The following is a 17,483-nucleotide window of genomic DNA, read 5'->3' as shown; positions in this document are numbered from 1 at the left end:
GTGGCTCCTTCAGCGGCGTTTGCGGCCCAAGCCCAATGCGCGGGCGACGTTGTTCTTCTGGATTTCGTTGGTGCCGGAGAAGATTCGGGACGGCACCGCGTCCCGCAGCAGGGTCTCGGCGTCGCCGGCGGTGACGCCGAGAGCGCCGCGCAGCTGGATCGCGTCCAAGCCGATCTGCACCGCGGCCTCGCTCACGGCGATCTTCGCCAAACCCGCCGACACCTCGCAGTTGCCGCCGCGGGACAGTTCGACGGCGGCTTTGTTCAGCAGGAGGGCGGCCGATTCCAGGCGCGCGAGCATGTCGACGATGCGGTGGCTGACCGCCTGGAATTCGCCGATGGGCGAACCGAATTGGACGCGTTCGCCCGCGTAGACGATGGTGCTGTCGAGCACCCTGCGCATCGCGCCGAGGTAGATCCCGAACAGGCAGGTGCGTTCCCACTTCATGGAGCCGGTGAAGACGCTCGCTCCGGCGCCCTCGCCGCCGAGCACGCAGTCCGCCGGTACCCGGCAATCGGCGAAATGAACTTCGGCCGTGGGGGATCCGCGTAACCCGATCTTGGCGTAGGGCGGACCGACCCGCAGCCCGGGGGTGGCGGCCCCGATGAGGAAGGCGGTCACGCCGAAGAAGCCGCTACCCGGGCTTGTGACAGCCTGAACCAGGAACACGTCGGCGATCGGGGCGTTGGTGGTGAACACCTTGGTGCCGTTCAGCACGTAGTGGTCGCCGTCGCGGACTGCTCGGGCACTCATGTTGAAGATGTCGGAGCCTGCCTCGGCTTCGGTGATCGCATGTGCGGCAACCAGTTCCCCCGAGCACAGCCGCGGTAGCCAGTGCCGGCACTGCTCCTCCGTGCCGAATTCCGTGATCGGCATCAGACAGGCGAAGAGATGCGCGGCGGCCGAGAACGCGAAACCGGTATCGGCACAGCCTGATCCGAGCGCCTCCATCAACGCGACGGCCGCGACCGCGTCCAGGCCACTGCCGCCGTACTGCGTGGGAACCGTGGCCCCGAGGATGCCCTGCTTACCTGCCAGCTCCCAGCGGCGGCGAAAGTCTATGGGCTCGAAGGAATCCGGACCGGTCAGGTCCCGCTGCGCGAATCCCGTCACCGCTTCACACATGGCCGTGATCTCGGGCGAAAGCTCGAAGTTCATGAGTTGCCGTCCTGCCGGTATTCCTCGAGCAACAGGTGGTAGTTGATGCCGCCGGTACCGAACGAGCTCACGCCCGCCCGCCGCGGTCGGCCAGGTGTCGCGGGCCACGGTTCGGCCGTCGTCGGCAGCACCGCCGGAATATCGGCGAGCGGCAAGTCCGGGTTCGGGGTGCGCAGGCTCGCGTTGGGCGGAAACGTCTTGGCCCGCATGGCCTGTAGCGCTTCGAGCAATCCCGCGCCGCCCGCAGCTGCGAAGGTATGTCCGACGACCGCCTTCACCGACCCGATCACCAGCGGGCGATCCCGCTCCGCGTCTCCGTAAACCTGTGCCGCCGCGGTGATTTCGACGCGGTCACCCACACGGGTACCGGTACCGTGCGCCTCCAGATAGTCCACCGCCGCGGGCTCGAAATCGACCGCGTCGAAGGCCCGCCGCATCGCCCGCACCTGACCGGCCACATCCGGCGCGATCAGCGACTTCGCATCATTGGAGCCGCCGACACCACGAATCAGCCCCACGATCTCGTCACCGTCACGCCGCGCATCGGACAGGCGCTTGAGCAGGAACAGCGCACAACCATCACCCGGACTGAAACCGTCGGCTTCGACATCGAACGGGGTAATCCTGGTGTGCGACAACAGCCCCAATGCCGAGCACAACACGAGATCACGTGGGTTGCAGGCGAACTCGACCCCACCGGCAATCGCGAAATCAGCGCCCCCCATCCGCAACGCATTGATCGCCACATCGACCGCCGCCAGTGTGGAAGCACACGCCGCCTCGACCGCTATCGGGATCGCGGACAGCTGGAACTCATTGACCACCAGCGCGGCAATCCCACTCGCCAGGCACCCGTCCAAATCAACGGGTGATAGTGGCCCGTTCACCGGGTCGTGGATTCGCCGCACCCGCTCCAGCACGCGCGCCCGCCCGCTCTCCGGCAGCGCAGCCCAAGCCTCCGTCGCAGCAAGCGCATCCTCCAACGCCGCAACCGACCGCTCAGCATTGCGCAACCGCTCACTCGTCAAACTGAGCGTGCTCCCGATCGCCACCACCCCGGTCCCCGCCCCCAACGCCGCCCGCCCCGCATACCGGCCCAACATCTCATCGGCCACCGAAAGCCCAAGCCGCTGCGCCGCATCCATAGCCCGATACCGATGCGGAGTAATCCGAACCCCCACCGGCGGCCGCTCCGGCACCCCCACCGCCCCACCCACCTGGCAATAACTATGCGTCAACGTCATCTCACCAGGCGCAAAATACAACTCCCGATCCAACACACTCTCCGGCAACCTGCCCAACCCACTCCGCCCGGACTTGATCGTCTGCCACAGCCCCGCCGCATCCGCCCCACCCGCAAACGCCCCACCGAAACCGACGATGGCAATGGGCTCTGCGGTGCGACTGTCACTGTCGGATCCGGCGGTGCGGACTGTGGCGAGTCCAGCGACGGCATTCGCGGTCGAGTCCCCGTGGCGACGACTTGCGCCGGATTCAGCTGAAGCGGACTCCGCGGTGCGATGTTCGGGGCTGAAACTTGCAGCGGCAGTCGGGTCCGCACCGCTCCCGCTGTCTGGTCCGGCGGTCGGAATGGGTTCTGTCCTGCGACGCGAGCTGTCGGATTCTGCGCGTTCGGCGAGGTCGTGGGGCTTGCTTGTGGCGTTTCCGCTTTCGAGCAGGAAGTAGCCGAAGGTGCCGCCGAGGGCTGAGCCGCAGAGGGCTGCGTATCTGGTGTCGGATTCTGGTTCAGGGGGCCAGGGGTGGGGGTTCTCGAGGGAGGAGAAGGGGGTGTCGGTGAGGTCGGGGGGTGGGGTGTGGCGGGGTGGGAGGGTGGCGTGGTGGAGGGTTAGGGCTGTGGCGGTTATGCCGGCTAGGCCTGCGTTGGCGTAGGTGTGGCCGAGGCGGTCGCGGGTGCTGTTCAAGGCCACTGTTTGGGGGGTGGTGTTGTTGAACAGGCGGGTGAGGGCGCGGATTTCGGCGTCGGTTACGTCGGGGATGCCGGGGCCGACGCTTTCGATGTAGCGGACGGCGGCGGGGTGGACTGCGGCGGCGTCGTGGCATTCCTTGGCGATGCGGAAGCGTTCCTCGGCGGTGGTCGAGTAGCGGAAGACGCCTGGGCGGGGTTCGTGGCGCAGGGCGCCTTCGAGGATCGAGGCGTAGATGCGGTCGCCGTCGTGCCGGGCTGTGTCGCGGCGTTTGAGGAGAAGAGCCGAGACGCCTTCGGAGAGGGGGGAATTCGTGGTCAGGCCCTTGGCGGCGAGGGCGTCGGCGGCGAAGTCTCCTTCGTGGCGCTGTCCGGTTACCACCAGGACCGCGTCGGCGGCGCCGTTGCGCAGGGTGTGCATCGCGTGTTCCAGTGCGACGAAGGAGGTGGCGTCCGCGGATTCCAGGGTGATCGTGTGGCCGAGCAGGCGGAATGCCGCGGCGATTCGGGCGGGGATGGTGCTGGCCATTTCGCCGACCCGGTCGTGGGGTGCGGCGCCCAGTCGCGCGACCAGGCTGGCCCGCATTTCCCGGCGGAGACGGGGCGCCGCAGCGCGGACTGCTTCGTCGTGATCGAGGGCCGCGGCACGTTCGACTGCACGCCCGTACCCGGCGCCCGCGACGCGAAGTGCATTGGCGTACTGGCGATCCAGGCCGAAACAGGTGCCTGCGATGACGTCCGTTCGCTCGGTGGGCAGCGCCCGCTCGGGGAACCCGGCATCGGCCAGGCACTGTCGTGCCGCCTCCAGCATGAGCATCTGCATCCGTGCCATCGACCGGCGCTGCACCGGAGGAATGCCGAACTGCGCCAAGTCGACCTCGACGTCGCTCAAATCCGCTGCGCCACAAGGCGGATCCGGTGCATTGAGCAAGTTCCAGAACGCTTCCACGCCGCGGGCACGCGGGTACAGGCACGCCATGCCGACGATGGCGATGGGTTCGCTCATCCGTCGATCACCTCGACCACGCCGCGGTCCCCGTCCACCATGAGCAGATCGCCGGTCTTGATCACGCGGGTGGCGTGTTTGGTGTTGACGACGGCGGGCACCCGGAACTCCCGCGACACGATCGAGCTGTGCGAGAGCATCGAGCCGATATCGGTGACGATCGCGCCCGCGATGGCGAACAGGGGAGTCCACGACGAGTCGGTGTATTGGGTCACCAGGATCTCACCGAACTGGAATTCGTCGGCCTGCCAGGCCAGGTCTTCGACAATGCGGGCCCGGCCGACCGCCTGCCCCGGACTGGTACCGAGACCGGGCAGCCGGGCGCCCTCCGGCAGCGGCCGAACGGACTTCGTGACGTCCCATTCGCCGATGATGCTGAGCGGCGGGGCGGGCAGCCGGGCGTAGTTCTGGAAGGTGCGCCGCGCCTCCTCCAGCTTTGTGCGAGAGACGATTTCGTGTGGATCGCCGCCGGCCAGGTAGCGCTGTATGTCCGCGAAATCCAGGTAGGCGACTTCGTCGGGGGAGCGCAGCAGACCCGCTTCGATCAGCCGCCGCCCCACCTCGTAGACGACGTCGCGGACCAGCCAGATCGAGGTGATCATCGCCAGCCGCGCGGTCTCCCGCAGTGAGCTGCAGGTCTCGTACAGCGACAGCGCGGTCTTCACGGCCCGGCGCTTCGCCGCGGGCAACCGTTCGACGGCCCGCATCGCCTCGGCCGCCCGCGGATCGTCTTCCGCGCCGAGCACGTTGCCGATCGAGAACCCTTCCTCGGTGTAGCGCCGGATCATCTGGAACACGTACGCGGGGTCATCGATCCAGCGCGGGTGGGTCAGTTCCATCTCCTGATGCGCGCGAGTTCCGTTCTCGCGCAGGAACGGTTCCATGTGCGTCGTCCAGAATGCCTGCCCCGCTTCGTCATTGCGGAGCCGCGCCGCCACATCGGCGGCCGATCCGGCCCGGATGATCCGCAACGCCTCGGGCTGGGTGCGCGCGACCTCGGCCAGCTCCCAGACCTCGCGCGCCGCCTCGAGCGTCCGCAGATTCGACATCCGGGTCTTGAAGTGGTTCTGCACGCGCTCCCCGGCCGCGCCGAGCCAGGCCCCGCACATCCCCTCCAGCACACCGTAGAAGCCGAAGGCGTTGAGGAAGTACGGCATGTAGCCGACGTTCATATCGTGGAAATACGCCAAGCGGCGGCGCATTTCGTCGTGTAGCTCGCGCCGGTCGAGCTTGCGCAGGTCGATCCGGTGCGCGCGATCGTATTCGTAGTGCCGCGACTCGGTCATCCGCTGGGCGCGCGGTTTGGCGTCCCGGAATTCACGGGCGGCGGTCTTGAACCAGAACAGCGTGGACCGCAACCACGACACCCCGAGCGGGTAGGAGCCGAACGGATTGCGGTAGTCGGCCAGGTCGATCTCCTCGCTGGCGAAGCGCAGATCGAACGGCTGCTGGTCCCGGGTGGCCAGACTCTGGCTCAGGATGTGCGCGGTGTAGGAGACGTTGAGGTAGACGTAGCCCTGGAAATAGCCCATGTGCAGCGGCATCTCGCCGCGGTCGCGCACACCGGTTCCGGCGATGCAGTCGCCGTGCACGTTGTCCTGGTAGTACTTCGCGAACGACAGCCCGAGCGGCGTCATGACACCGGTGAAGATCTCGCCGATGTCCATGCGCGTCCAGAACGTGCCGTGTTCGATCGGCGTGGGCTGCGTGTCGTTGTACGGGCTCAGCCGCGCCGTCTGCGGTGTGCCGGTGGTGATGGGCCGGGCCTGGAGCAGATAGAGCACCCGATCCCGCACCGCCCACTCGATATCCTGTTCGGCGCCATAGTGATCGCGGATCCGCTCGGCCAGCGCGGCGAGTTCGAAGAGCTGCTTCTCGGTCAGGCACGGCACGTTGCGGAAGGCTTCATCCACCTTCACCAGCTCGACCGCGCCCGAACCGACCGGGGCGCACCGAATCACCTTGTACCGGACGTTCTGCTCGACGACTTCGGGACCGGCGGGGTCGACCAGGAACGAATCCGAGGTGACGCGGCCGGAGACCAATCCCTCTCCCAGCCCCCAGCACGCGTCGACGACGAACCGGTCGGTGCGCCCGCTGATGGGATCGCGGGTGAACAGCACACCCGCCGTGTCGGCATCGATCATCTGCTGCACCACCACGGCGATCGTGCCGGCGCCCGCGGACTCCCGATAGGCCACCGCCCGGTCGGACCACAGGGAGGCCCAGCAGGTCTTCACCGCCTCCAGCAAGGCGGCGTCGCCGGCGATGTCGAGCACCGTGTCGTGCTGTCCGGCAAACGAATACGCGGCGGAGTCCTCCTTGCTCGCCGAGGAGCGCACCGCCACCCGCGGCTGCCCGAGCTGTGCATAGGCCGCGGCGACGGCGGCGGCGATATCCGCGGGGACCTCGGCGGCCAGGATCGTCTCGCGCACCTTCGCGGGCTCGTCCTCGACGTCGACGCCGACCTCTGCCAGGAACCGCTGGAACAACTCGGTGGTGAGGCAGAAGGCGGGCGGCACCGGGAGACCGGCACGCAGCAGCTCGTCGAGCCGAGCGCCCTTGCCGCCCAGCGATTCCTGGGGACGAGGATCGGCCGCGCCGAGGACCGTGATCAGGTCACTGACAGTCTTTTTTCTCATGCTGTGCGCTCCCGAGAGTTACCGGCGACGAAGGCGCAGAACTGCTCACCGGGGATCAGGCGGCGAACTTCGACCTCGCCGAATCCCGCGCTGCGCAACTGATCCGCGAGTTCGGTGGCCTCCGGCAAGGATCCGCCGAAATCGGCGTACTCGAACCACAGGCTCAGCACTTCCATGCTGAGGTTGCCGCCCCGGCACGAGGTGGTGAGCAGCAGCCGCCCGCCCGGTGCGAGCAGGGATCGTGCCTGTTCGAGGAGCTTGGTCCGGTCCTCGACCGGGAAGTAATAGATGTTGTTGTGCATGGTGATCAGGTCGAACTGCGGTTCCAGGTCGAGTTCGCGGACATCCGCGTGCCGGACCTCGACCCGGTCGGACAGACCCCACTCGGCGACATTGGCGGCGGCTTCCTGGGCAACCTCGGCCTGGTAGTCGACGGCCAGCGCAGTGAGCCGGGGATTCAAGGTGGCGGCGTGACGCACGTAATCACCACTGCCACAACCGATCTCCAGCAGTCGAAGCGGCGCTCCCGGATCCACCGCACGTTCGATGGCTTCCTCCACGAACGGCTGCACGACCTGGCTGGAGCGGGCGATGATGGCGCCGTCCTGGTCGGCCATGGTCAGCCGATGCCCGTGCTGGAGCATCGCCGGGCCGTTGAGCAGCACCGGCAGATGGAACCGCACAACCTCCTCGAGCGCCGCGGCCACGGCGTCGTTGCGCGGTAGCGCAAGAGCTTTGGCCGTGCGGCTCTTCAGCCGGTAGGTGCCGGTGTCGACGCTGAGCTCGCCGAGCCGCACCCCGACGTCCAGCCAGGCGCGCAGCAGCCGCCGGTCGTCGGTGATGCCGAGCGCGTCGGCGAGCGTCTCGGCATCCGCACCGGTCCCCGAGAGTCGCTGCAGCACACCACTACTCAGCGCACCGGTGAGAAACGCCGCGCGATACAGGGGTGTGACGAAGCTCCTGGCGAGGGATAACAGCAGCGGAAGCCTGCTGTCGGTGGCCACTTTGGTCAGGGTCGTGAGTTTCACGGCCGGTTCCTTCCTGCCAGACTTCGATAGTCGATCTTGCCGTTGGTATTGCGGGGCATCGCCGGCACGCGAGTGGCGTTGCGCGGCACCATGTATCGCGGCAGGAACCGTGCGCAGTGTTGTTTGAGAGCGAGCAGCCCGGGCGCGTCCGCGCCGGCGCGGACGGTGTAGAAGAGGGTGAGCTTGGCGTCCGGGCCCTCGCCGGTGACAATGACCGCCGCCTCCTCGAGCGCCGGATGCCGCAGGGCCACCGACTCGATCTCGCCGAGTTCGATGCGATATCCGGAGGCCTTCACCATGCGGTCCTTGCGGCCGTGATAGACCAGCCTGCCGTCCACCCAGCTGACCAGGTCACCGGTGGGATGACGGTGCCGGCGGTGTTGTGCCGCAGCCGGTTCCGATTCCTGCCGCCAATAGCCCGGGGTGACGCAGTCGCCTTCGATCACCAGTTCGCCGAACGCCTCCGGCCCGGTCAGCGCCTGCCCGTCCGCGTCGACGATCAGCGCGGTCGCGGAATCCACGGGCAGGCCGATGGGCAGTGGGTCGTCGGACTCTTGATCCGCTGGGGTGAGGCGGTGATAGGTGCAGACGTTTGTCTCGGTCGGCCCGTAGAGGTTGTAGACCTGGGTCGCGTCGCCGAGCACGACGAGGAGTTCCTTGAGCCGCGGTTTCGGATAGACCTCGCCCGCGAACAGCACATACCGCAGGCCGCGCGCGACCTCGGAGGTGAGCGCACCGCAGCCCGTCAGCAGCGCCAGGATCGAGGGCACCGAATACCAGACGGTGACCCCGTATTCGCGGATGCCCGCCGCCAGCGCCGCCGCGTCCCGCGCCTGTTCGTCCTCGATGATCCACACCGCCGCACCGGCCGACAGCGCGACGAACAGGTCGAAGGTGCTCAGGTCGAAGTTGAACGAGGCGTGGTTGGCGAAGACGTCGTCGGCGCTGACCGCCAATTCGCCACGCGCCCAGCCGATGAACGCCGACAGATTGCGATGCGAGATCTGCACGCCCTTCGGCGTTCCGGTGGAGCCGGAGGTGTACAGGATGGCGGCGAGGTCGTCGGGTGTGAGCTCGGCGAGCCCTGGGTTGCGCTCGAAACGATCACCGACGCCGAGGAACTCGTTCCAGGTGAGGGCGGGTTGCGCCACGCTGTCCGCCACGGCCACAACAGCTTTCACGGACTCCGGCAGTGCGGACTCGGTGAGCAGGGGCAGGTGACGCGCGTCGGTGAACACCACGATCGGCTCGGTGTCCTGGATGATCGTCTGTACGCGCTCCGCGGGATGGCCACCATCCAGCGGCACGTACGCGCAACCGGCATGCAGCGCCGCGAGAATCGCGTGCGCGTACTCCGGCCCCTTGTCCATCCAGATCACGACCCGATCGCCGACGGTCACCCCGAGCCCGCGAAGCCCGGCCGCGACTCTGCCGACTGTCTGCACGAGCTCGCCGTAGGTGACGGTCCTGCCGCCGACCAGGGCAGGCCGCGAGGCCTGCTCGACCGACTCGATGACAGGCATGCGCACCACGCTGGGCAGCGGCCGCGCGCTCATAGCCGTAGCTCGTCCCGGGCGGCCGGCACCCCCGTCTCGGCCCCGGCTTCGACGAAGATCTTCGCGGCCAGCTCCAGGTCCTCCGGCGTGTGCTCGGAGGTGACGCTGATCCGCAACCGGGCATCACCGAGCGGAACGCCGGGGAAGACGACTGTCTGGCAGAACAGCCCGCGGGCTCGTACCGCCCGCCCCATCTCCAGCGCGCGCTGCTCGTCGCCGATGACGATGGGCACGATCGCGCTCTCGGTGTGCTCGAGATCGAACCCGGCGTCGGTCAGCAGCCGCCGGAGATGACGAATGTTGTTCCACAGCGCGACGATTCGCTCGGGTTCGCGCTCCATCACGTCGAGCGCCGCGATCAGGCCCGCGGCGACCCCGGCCGGGATGGTCGCGGCGAACACATAGGAATTGGAGTAGAAGCGCAGGTAGTCGATCACGTCCTCGTCGCCGACCACGAAACCGCCCATACCCGCGAGGGTTTTGCTCATCGTGCCCAGTTCCAGATCGACCTCGCCTTTGAGCCCGAAGTGCTCGGCGGTGCCCGATCCGCGCACGCCGAGTACGCCGGTCGCGTGCGCGTCATCGACCAGTACTCGCGCGCCGTGCGCCCGGGCCAGCCGCACGATCTCCGGCAGGTCGCAGATATCGCCGTGCATGCTGAACACCCCGTCGGTGACGATCAGCATCCCGCGGACCTGGTCGGCGCTGCGTTCGAGCACCCGCGCCAAGTCGGCCATGTCGTTGTGCCGGTAGATCTTTCGCACCGCACCGGAGAGCTTGGCGCCGTCCACGATGCTCATGTGGTTGAGCTTGTCGACGACGACCGCGTCGCGGGCGCCGGTCAGCGCGGAGATGCACCCGAGGTTGGCGGCATAGCCGCCCGGATAGACGATGCAGGCCTGCCGGCCCTTGAACGCGGCCAGCTTGCGTTCGAGTTCCAGGTGTAGCTGATTGGTGCCGCCGATGATGCGGCACCCGGTATTGGTGGCCCCATAGGATCGGGTCGCGTCGCAGATCGCGTCGATGACATCCGGGTGGTTGGCCAGGCCGAGGTAATTGTTCGAGGCGAACATCAGGTATTCGCGCGAACGCCCGGTGAGCTCATCACGGATAACCGCCCGATTGGTACACCGCGAATGCAGCGGCATGCCATACCAATACAGGTGCTCGGTCTCGCGGTCGCGGCGGTGGGCGGCGAATTCCCGGGCGTCGGCATATAAATCGGGTTCCCGGCTGTCCATGAAATCGCGCATCGACCGGCCGTCCCACGCCGTCGTGCCCGGCGGGGCGGACGAATCCAATTCTCCGACAGCGAGTTCGGATTGTTCACCGGTCGTGGGCGGCACTTCGGGTTGTCCGCCGGCCGTGCCGGTGTGGGTCTCCAGCTCGGTGATGAGCTCGCGCAGGCTGGGCGCCGAGATCGTGGCGGACAGGCCGTTGGGCAGCGCCAACTCCTTCACGGCGTCGTCGATGATGGAGATCAGGACGACCGAATCGATGCCCAGATCGCCCTCCAGCTCGGCATCGAGATCGAGCTGGTCGCGCCGATATTGGGTATATCGCATCGCCGTCGAGATGACTACCTCGGACACGGCGCGATCGGTCCGGCCATCGGGAGAACGGCGTTGTGTCAGATCGGTCATCTCCAGGCCCCTCTATTTCTTTCGATAACGCTCGATGAGATCCGCGATCGTATTGACGGAGCGAAAATTCTCCGGCTTGATCTCGGGCAACGGAATCGCGATATCGAATTCGGCCTGGATCGAATGAACCAGGTCGAAGACTTCGGCCGAGGAAATAATGTTGAGCTCCAGTAACGGTGTATCGGCACGCAAATCCGCGCCATCTCCGTTCAACCAAGCTCCGGCAATGTGCTCGAGCAGAAAATCCGACGCCGTCACGACTCAACACATTGGCCTACCGCGCTGACCGATCCGCTGACAAAAACGCTGACCGCAATTCGCGGCCCGGACGAACGCATTCTTGCGACCGGGGCCGGCCCGTCAGGGCCCATCGACCAGGGGTTATGCACAATGCACAGCTCGAAGGGGTGCCACAGCATCGGGCGCGGCGTGAATCGGACCGGCCCGCACCCGCGCTAGCAGGACGAATGCCAGGCAACCCGGAAACCCGTTCGCATAGCGAAACGGCTACCGATTTGGAACCGCTGGAGTTCCAACGGAATTCAACTGTTCTTACCGGACGGTCATGATAGTCTGACCGACATTGGTTTCGAAACTGGTTGTATCGCAGCGGCTTTCGCTCAGCCCGAAGAGGGGTGCCCTCGCACAAAAACTCAGGATGGGTAATGGTTGTCAACAAGACTCCTGAACCGATCAACGACGAGGCACATCGGAGTGCTGTCCGTATTGATCTACTCGGCTCCGTGTCAATAGTTGCCAAAGGTGTGCGCACCGAGCTCCGATCGAGCAAACTGCGCGCGCTACTCGCCACTCTCGCATTGGATGCCGGGCGCACTGTCTACTACGACGAACTGGTGGCAGAACTTTGGCCTCGCGAAATCCTGAAGGATTCCAGAAACGCGTTGCAAGCCAATGCGACCCGTATCCGGCGGACCCTGGATCGATGTACCGGCGGAAACGGGCAATCGATTACCTTGCGCGCGGTCTACAACGGGTACATCCTCGATATCCCGCGTGAGTTGGTGGATGGGAATCTATTTCTCGATCTCTCCGCTCGTGGATCCGGTCTACTGCCGGACGATCCAGGGTGCGCCCTCGGGTTGCTCGACGAAGCATTGCGGCTGTGGCGCGGACCCGCGCTGCTCAACACGCACAGCGGCGAACGATGTCGGGGAGCGGCGGCGTTCCTGGAAGAGCGGCGCCTGCTCGCCTGGGAAGACCTCGTGTGCGCCCGGCTGTTGCTCGGCGACGATCGATCGGCCGCCGCCGAGCTGCAACGGTTGATGGCCGCGTCACCGACGCGAGAAGGGTTGTGCGAGTTACTCATGCTGGCCCTCTACCGTGGCGGCCGGCAATCCGAGGCGCTGCGCCTTTTCCATCGCACCCGGCGGCATCTGGACGAGGAACTCGGCGTGGGACCGGGCCGATCCCTGCTGCGCCTGTACGAGGACATCCTCGCGCAGGACGCGACACTCGACTCGGCCGACGCCGTGCTGCGCCGCACGGCGTTCGGATTCGCTTTGTGATCGACCGAGGGACCGCCCCGACGTTTCGCTGGTGAACTTGACCTTGTCACTGTGGCAAGGTCTTCACTGGCCGTCGGAGGTGGTCCCCATCAACTCGACACACAGGAACCCACAGAACACGCGACTGCTCGGCGCATTGGCCGCCGGGGAGTCGTCGACACGGCTGCAGGCGGCCCTGGCGGCCGGTACCCATGCCGAGCCCGGTTTCGTCGACGCGCTCGTAGCGCGGTGCGCGATCGAACCGGACTTCTTCGTGCGGGACATGCTCACCTGGGCGCTGACCCGGCTGCCGTCGGAGATCACGGTCCCGAAATTGCGCGCGGAACTGCTGTCCGAGCGCCCGCAAGCCCGCAGCCAGGCATTGCACACGCTGTCCAAGATCGGCGACCCGGGCGCGTGGCCCGCGATCACGCGGTCCTTGCTGCACGACGCCGACGACGAGGTCGCGCGCAGTGCCTGGCGCGCCGCGATCGTTCTCGTGCCCGACGGGGAGCGGGAGGTGCTGGCCGCGGAACTGGCCACGCAACTCGCCCGCGGCGACCGGGAGACACAGTTGAGTTTGAGCCGTGCCCTAGTCGCCCTCGGCCCCGTCATCGAGGCGAGCCTGCGGACAGCGACGGCAAGCAACGACCCGGCGGTGCGCGCGCATGCCAAAGCCACGCAGCGGCTCCTGGATGATCCAGACGGGGGATTCGACCTCGCAGTCGACGCGGCGCGGCGAGTGGCCGCGCTCGGTCCGGAGTGGAAGGAGACGACTGCTTGCTGATCGGTGAGGTGGCGCGCCGCTCGGGGGTGAGTGCCCGGATGCTCCGGCACTACGACGCCCTCGGGTTGGTGCGCCCGACCGGCCGCACCATGGGTGGTTACCGGGAGTACTGCCCGGACGACATCCGGCGGATCTTCCATGTGGAGGGCCTGCGATCCCTGGGACTGTCGCTGCGCGAGATCGGCCGCGCCCTCGACGATCCCGGGTTCGCCCCGTCCGCACTGGTCGGCAGCCTCATCCGAAAGACCGAAGAACGGCTGAAGCAGCAGCAAGAACTCCTCGAACGGCTCCGGACGGTCGACGCGACCGGGCCCAGCGGCTGGCAGGACGTCCTGCGCACCGTCGAGCTCCTGCACGAACTGGGTTCGGACAGTGCCGCGCGGCGGCAGCAGGCCGTCCTCGCCCCGGCCGAGGACGCGTCGATGCCCGCCGAGCTACTGGCCGAGGCCATCCTCACCGAATCCGACGCGAATGTCGCCGGGGCCCTGCGGTGGGCCCTCGCCCGGGCCGGCGGTGCCGCGGTGGCGAGCGTGGCAGCCGGCTTGGATTCGGCGGATGCCGAGGTGCGGCGGCGCGCGATCGTGGCACTCGCGGAATTACCCGGCGACGAGGTGACCACCGTGCTCACCGCCGCACTCGACGACCCGGACGCCACGGTTCGCAGGCACGCCGCTCTCGCACTGGGGGCGCGGGGTGTGACCCGCGCTGTGCCGGTACTGATAAGCACGGTGGTCGAGGGCCCGAACGATGTCGACGCCGCCGAGCTGCTGGGAACCATGGCCCAGGATCCCGAGTGGGCCGACCGGATCATGAGTGCTCTGGTCGACGAACTCGCTTCTCCCACAGCAGGTTCGGCGGTGCGCATGCGACTGACTCAGGCGCTCGCCGAGATGCCGGGGACCATCGCACTGGATACCCTGCGGCACCTGAGCCGCGACGAGGATCGGGCCGTGGCCCTGCTCGCCACGGCTCTCGTGGCCGTCCTCGACCAATGACGAAAGCCGTGACGCTGCAACGGCTTTCAGGCGATGGCGTACGGGTAGGCCGCGGCCCGGTTCTGGAACGACAGGATCCGCAGGTTCTGGACCCGGCCCTCACGGATCTCGATGGCGCGCCGGATGGTGGCGTTGCCGTCCCAGGCGTCGGGTCCCGCCATCACGATCGGCAGGTATTCCAGCAGCGCCTCGGAGTTCTCCCAGGTGGCGGAGTTCCACAGGAATGACGGACTGTGGTCGACGCCGTAGTAGTGCAGGTCGTCGCCGACGGTGAACATCGGGTCCGTGAACGACGTCGGACGGGCCCACTCGAAACCCATACCCGCATCGCAGGAGACATCGACGAACAGCGTGCCGCGCGCGAACAGCGGTAGGTCCTTGTTCTCCACGAACATCAGTGGTTCTTCGGTGTCCTGGAAGATGCAGTTCACGACAATGTCGTACTGGGCCAGCATCTCCGCCAGCGGGCCGGGTTCCGGCGCTTTCAGAGCCAGGATCCGGCTGGGATCGGCGGGATCGCGCGCGAAATGCTGCATTCGCACCGACGCGAACGGTGAGGCGACCGCCGAGACGCTGCGCTGGGTCAGCACGGTGACATCACTGATCCCGAGCGCTGACAGCGCCCGCACCGCGCCACGGGCAGTCGCACCGAAGCTGATTACCGCCGCGCGCATCCGCCGGCCGTAATCCCCAGTGGATCCCCGCAATTGCAGCGCGTGCATGACCGAGCAGTAACCCGCCAGCTCGTTGTTCTTGTGGAAGACATGGACACTGAAGTTGCCCTCCTTCGTCCAGTGGTTCATCGACTCCCAGGCGATCAGCGTCAGCCCGCGGTCGATAGCCAGCTGCGTCATCCGCTCGTCCTGCACACAGTGCGGCCACCCCCACACCACCTGCCCGGGGCGCAGATTCTCGAGATCCTCGGGGAGCGGCTTCGGCAACAACAGCACATCGCACTCCGCGAAGAGCTCCGCCCGAGTGCGATGCCCGCCGACCAGCGGCGCCAGCTGTTCATCGGTGTAACCGAACCGTTCTCCATAGCCATGCTCGAGAAGAACACGGTCGCGAAGCGCGGGATCGATGCGGTCGAAGTGGGCGGGATGGATCGCCAATCGGTGCTCGTCCTCTTTGCGGGAGGTCGCGACTACACCGACGGTCAGTTGCTTCACTGTCTGAGCCTACGCGGGCTCAGGGCGGCCCCTGACCACGCCGACATCTGCGCCAGGAGTCGCTAGAGAGCCGAGATTGCGAGAGTGATGCTGCGCGACTATTCTCCTGGCTTGCGCAGGGGTCCTTCTTGGCGCCTTCAGTGATTAACTAGGGGATTCAATGTTTCGGCAGATGTTAGCCAAGAGTGCGCTCGTCGCTTCAGTGTCGGCAGTCGCACTGCTCGCAGCCCCCCTGGTGGGGCAGGAATCGGCAGCGAATGCAGCCTTGCTGCCGATGAACGGCACTCCCGGACCGGTCGGCGGATACGTCATGGGCGACACACTGAACTGCTTCATCGACTACACCATGTGGATCGACCGAGACCCGGCCCAGCCGCACCGAGTAACAGCGCACGTGCAGCCCACGGGTGTCCGGCCAACCATCCCAGGACTGCCGACGCCGGCCAATTGCTCAGCAACGATCTCGACCTCGACCTCGACTGACCTGGCCCCATGGTTCACCCGGCTCTTCCGGCTGGACCGTCTGGACGCCGATCAGACCGGCGGTCAACCGGTGGCGATCGATTTGCCCTACGCGCCTGGCGCGGGGTGGGTAAACGCGAATATCTTGCCGGCGGTCGCCGGATCGATCCCGTTCCTCAACTTCGCCTCGGTGCCCAATGCCGGTTTCAACCTGCCTACGCCGGTGATCGCCCTCGGGTGAGTTTCGGATGGCAGCGGCCGGGTAGATCTTGATTTTCTGCTCCGGACGACAGGTGAATTGCGCGGTGGCGCAGCAACAACGATGACCAATCTCAATATTGAACGGGTGTATCTGGCAGCGGGGGTCGCACTGCTGTTGGCGGCGACGCTTCCTCGGCTCTTCAAGGATCGGGCGATTACGGCTCCGATGCTGATGTTGGGGGTCGGCGCCGTCGTCGGGGTGGTGATCGGGCCGGCCGGCTTGGAGGCGGTATCCCCGCTGTCGCACCCGACCGTGATCGAGCACCTCGCGGAGTTGTGCGTGATCGTGGCGCTGATGGGTGTCGGGCTCGCGATTGACCGTCCGCTGGACTGGCGCACCTGGGGTTCCACCTGGCGTCTGCTGCTGATCACCATGCCGTTGTGTATCGCGGCCGTGGCGGTGTTCGGTTGGTGGGCGGCGGCGTTGACGCCGGCCGCCGCCGCTCTGCTCGCCGCGGTGCTGGCGCCGACGGATCCGGTGCTGGCCTCGGATGTGCAGGTCGAGGGTCCGACGCCGGGTGGTGCGGGCTCGGCCGAGGAGGACGACGAAGTACGTTTCGCGCTCACGTCGGAGGCCGGTTTCAACGATGCCCTGGCCTTTCCCTTCGTTTATCTGGCGATCTTCCTCGCGAGCCAGGGCTCGGTGCAGAGCTGGCTGGCCGGCTGGTTCGCCTGGGAACTCATCGGCAAGATCGCGGTCGGCGTCCTCATCGGCGCGATCGTCGGCGACCTGCTCGGGCGCGGCTTGTTCCGATTTCCCATCAAGGACGCACGACTAGCCGACCGCGGGGAACCGATCGTCGTCTTGGCCGCGGTGTTCGCGGTGTACGGGCTCACCGAACTCGTCGGCGGCTACGGATTCCTCGCGGTGTTCGTGTGCGCGATCGCCATTCGACGTATCGAGCGCGACAGCGGATACCACGAACAGATGCATGGCCTCGTCGAACAGTTGGAGCATGTCCTCACTCTTGTAGTGCTGCTGCTACTCGGTGCCGCACTCACCACAGGCCTGCTCGACGCACTGTCCTGGCAAGGAGTCGTGCTCGGCGTCCTGCTCGTCTTCGTCATCCGGCCGGTCGCCGGGTGGCTGTCACTACAGGGATGCGATGAGATGGAGCCCAAGGAGCGCGCCGTCACGGCCTTCTTCGGTGTCCGCGGTATCGGCTCGATCTATTACGTCTCCTACGGCTTGACCCAGGCAGATTTCCGCGCGGAAGCCGACGCGATATGGGCGATCGCGGCATTCACGATCGTGCTGTCCGTGGTCGTCCACGGCGCCAGCGCCGCTTGGGTGATGAAGCATCTGGAGAACGCCCGCGAAAGCAGACAGCCGACGCCGTAGCCGCG

13 protein-coding genes are annotated in these 17,483 nt (G+C 66.8%); 5 read left to right on the top strand and 8 right to left on the bottom strand.

Features of this window, described 5'->3' with window-relative positions:
• Positions 1–9: 9 nt before the first annotated feature.
• Genes redW through IBX22_RS00690 form a run of 7 tightly spaced genes read right to left on the bottom strand, consistent with a single transcriptional unit; the run spans position 10 to position 11,215 of the window.
• A complete protein-coding gene (gene redW / locus IBX22_RS00720; RefSeq protein ID WP_194813449.1) occupies positions 10–1,158 on the bottom strand; it encodes an L-prolyl-[peptidyl-carrier protein] dehydrogenase in 1,149 nt (382 codons plus the stop codon).
• Complete coding sequence (locus IBX22_RS00715) at positions 1,155–4,088, bottom strand: polyketide synthase (protein WP_194813448.1); 2,934 nt, start codon at positions 4,086–4,088, stop codon at positions 1,155–1,157. The genes redW and IBX22_RS00715 overlap by 4 nt, the downstream gene beginning before the upstream one ends.
• Positions 4,085–6,730 (bottom strand): PEP/pyruvate-binding domain-containing protein, encoded by a 2,646-nt coding sequence (locus IBX22_RS00710; protein ID WP_194813447.1) that lies wholly within the window; start codon positions 6,728–6,730, stop codon positions 4,085–4,087. Before IBX22_RS00710 ends, IBX22_RS00715 begins: the two co-directional genes overlap by 4 nt.
• Positions 6,727–7,758 carry a cyclopropane-fatty-acyl-phospholipid synthase family protein gene (locus tag IBX22_RS38195; protein WP_194813446.1) on the bottom strand — a complete coding sequence of 344 codons (1,032 nt, stop codon included), beginning with the start codon at positions 7,756–7,758 and terminating at the stop codon, positions 6,727–6,729. Before IBX22_RS38195 ends, IBX22_RS00710 begins: the two co-directional genes overlap by 4 nt.
• Positions 7,755–9,314, bottom strand: a complete 1,560-nt coding sequence (locus IBX22_RS00700; protein ID WP_194813445.1) for an amino acid adenylation domain-containing protein — start codon at positions 9,312–9,314, stop codon at positions 7,755–7,757. Before IBX22_RS00700 ends, IBX22_RS38195 begins: the two co-directional genes overlap by 4 nt.
• The gene (locus IBX22_RS00695) at positions 9,311–10,957 is read right to left on the bottom strand and encodes an aminotransferase class I/II-fold pyridoxal phosphate-dependent enzyme (protein ID WP_194813444.1); all 1,647 of its coding nucleotides are present in this window, start codon (positions 10,955–10,957) and stop codon (positions 9,311–9,313) included. Before IBX22_RS00695 ends, IBX22_RS00700 begins: the two co-directional genes overlap by 4 nt.
• A gap of 12 nt (positions 10,958–10,969) precedes the next feature.
• Positions 10,970–11,215, bottom strand: a complete 246-nt coding sequence (locus tag IBX22_RS00690; RefSeq protein ID WP_194813443.1) for an acyl carrier protein — start codon at positions 11,213–11,215, stop codon at positions 10,970–10,972.
• A gap of 407 nt (positions 11,216–11,622) precedes the next feature.
• Between IBX22_RS00690 and IBX22_RS00685 the strand changes: the two genes are divergently transcribed.
• The 3 genes from IBX22_RS00685 to IBX22_RS00675 all read left to right on the top strand — a co-directional run bounded on the left by IBX22_RS00685 (position 11,623) and on the right by IBX22_RS00675 (position 14,244).
• Positions 11,623–12,483 carry an AfsR/SARP family transcriptional regulator gene (locus IBX22_RS00685; protein WP_194813442.1) on the top strand — a complete coding sequence of 287 codons (861 nt, stop codon included), beginning with the start codon at positions 11,623–11,625 and terminating at the stop codon, positions 12,481–12,483.
• A gap of 79 nt (positions 12,484–12,562) precedes the next feature.
• On the top strand, positions 12,563–13,249 hold the full coding sequence (locus IBX22_RS00680; RefSeq protein WP_194815487.1) for a HEAT repeat domain-containing protein: 687 nt from the start codon (positions 12,563–12,565) through the stop codon (positions 13,247–13,249).
• On the top strand, positions 13,243–14,244 hold the full coding sequence (locus tag IBX22_RS00675; protein WP_194813441.1) for a HEAT repeat domain-containing protein: 1,002 nt from the start codon (positions 13,243–13,245) through the stop codon (positions 14,242–14,244). The genes IBX22_RS00680 and IBX22_RS00675 overlap by 7 nt, the downstream gene beginning before the upstream one ends.
• Positions 14,245–14,270: 26 nt before the next feature.
• On the opposite strand, the gene IBX22_RS00670 is transcribed toward IBX22_RS00675, so the two are convergent.
• Positions 14,271–15,413, bottom strand: a complete 1,143-nt coding sequence (locus tag IBX22_RS00670; RefSeq protein ID WP_194813440.1) for a N(5)-(carboxyethyl)ornithine synthase — start codon at positions 15,411–15,413, stop codon at positions 14,271–14,273.
• A 274-nt stretch (positions 15,414–15,687) separates the two neighbouring features.
• Here IBX22_RS00670 and IBX22_RS00665 point away from each other — a divergent pair, with 274 nt between their 5' ends.
• Both IBX22_RS00665 and IBX22_RS00660 read left to right on the top strand, forming a co-directional pair.
• The gene (locus tag IBX22_RS00665) at positions 15,688–16,116 is read left to right on the top strand and encodes a hypothetical protein (protein ID WP_194813439.1); all 429 of its coding nucleotides are present in this window, start codon (positions 15,688–15,690) and stop codon (positions 16,114–16,116) included.
• A gap of 81 nt (positions 16,117–16,197) precedes the next feature.
• On the top strand, positions 16,198–17,478 hold the full coding sequence (locus IBX22_RS00660) for a sodium:proton antiporter (protein WP_194813438.1): 1,281 nt from the start codon (positions 16,198–16,200) through the stop codon (positions 17,476–17,478).
• Positions 17,479–17,483 lie beyond the last annotated feature (5 nt).

Source organism: Nocardia sp. XZ_19_385 (genome assembly GCF_015355755.1).
GTDB lineage: Bacteria > Actinomycetota > Actinomycetes > Mycobacteriales > Mycobacteriaceae > Nocardia.
The sequence above is the reverse complement of the archived record's forward strand: the minus strand, read 5'-3'. Positions and strand labels throughout refer to the sequence as shown.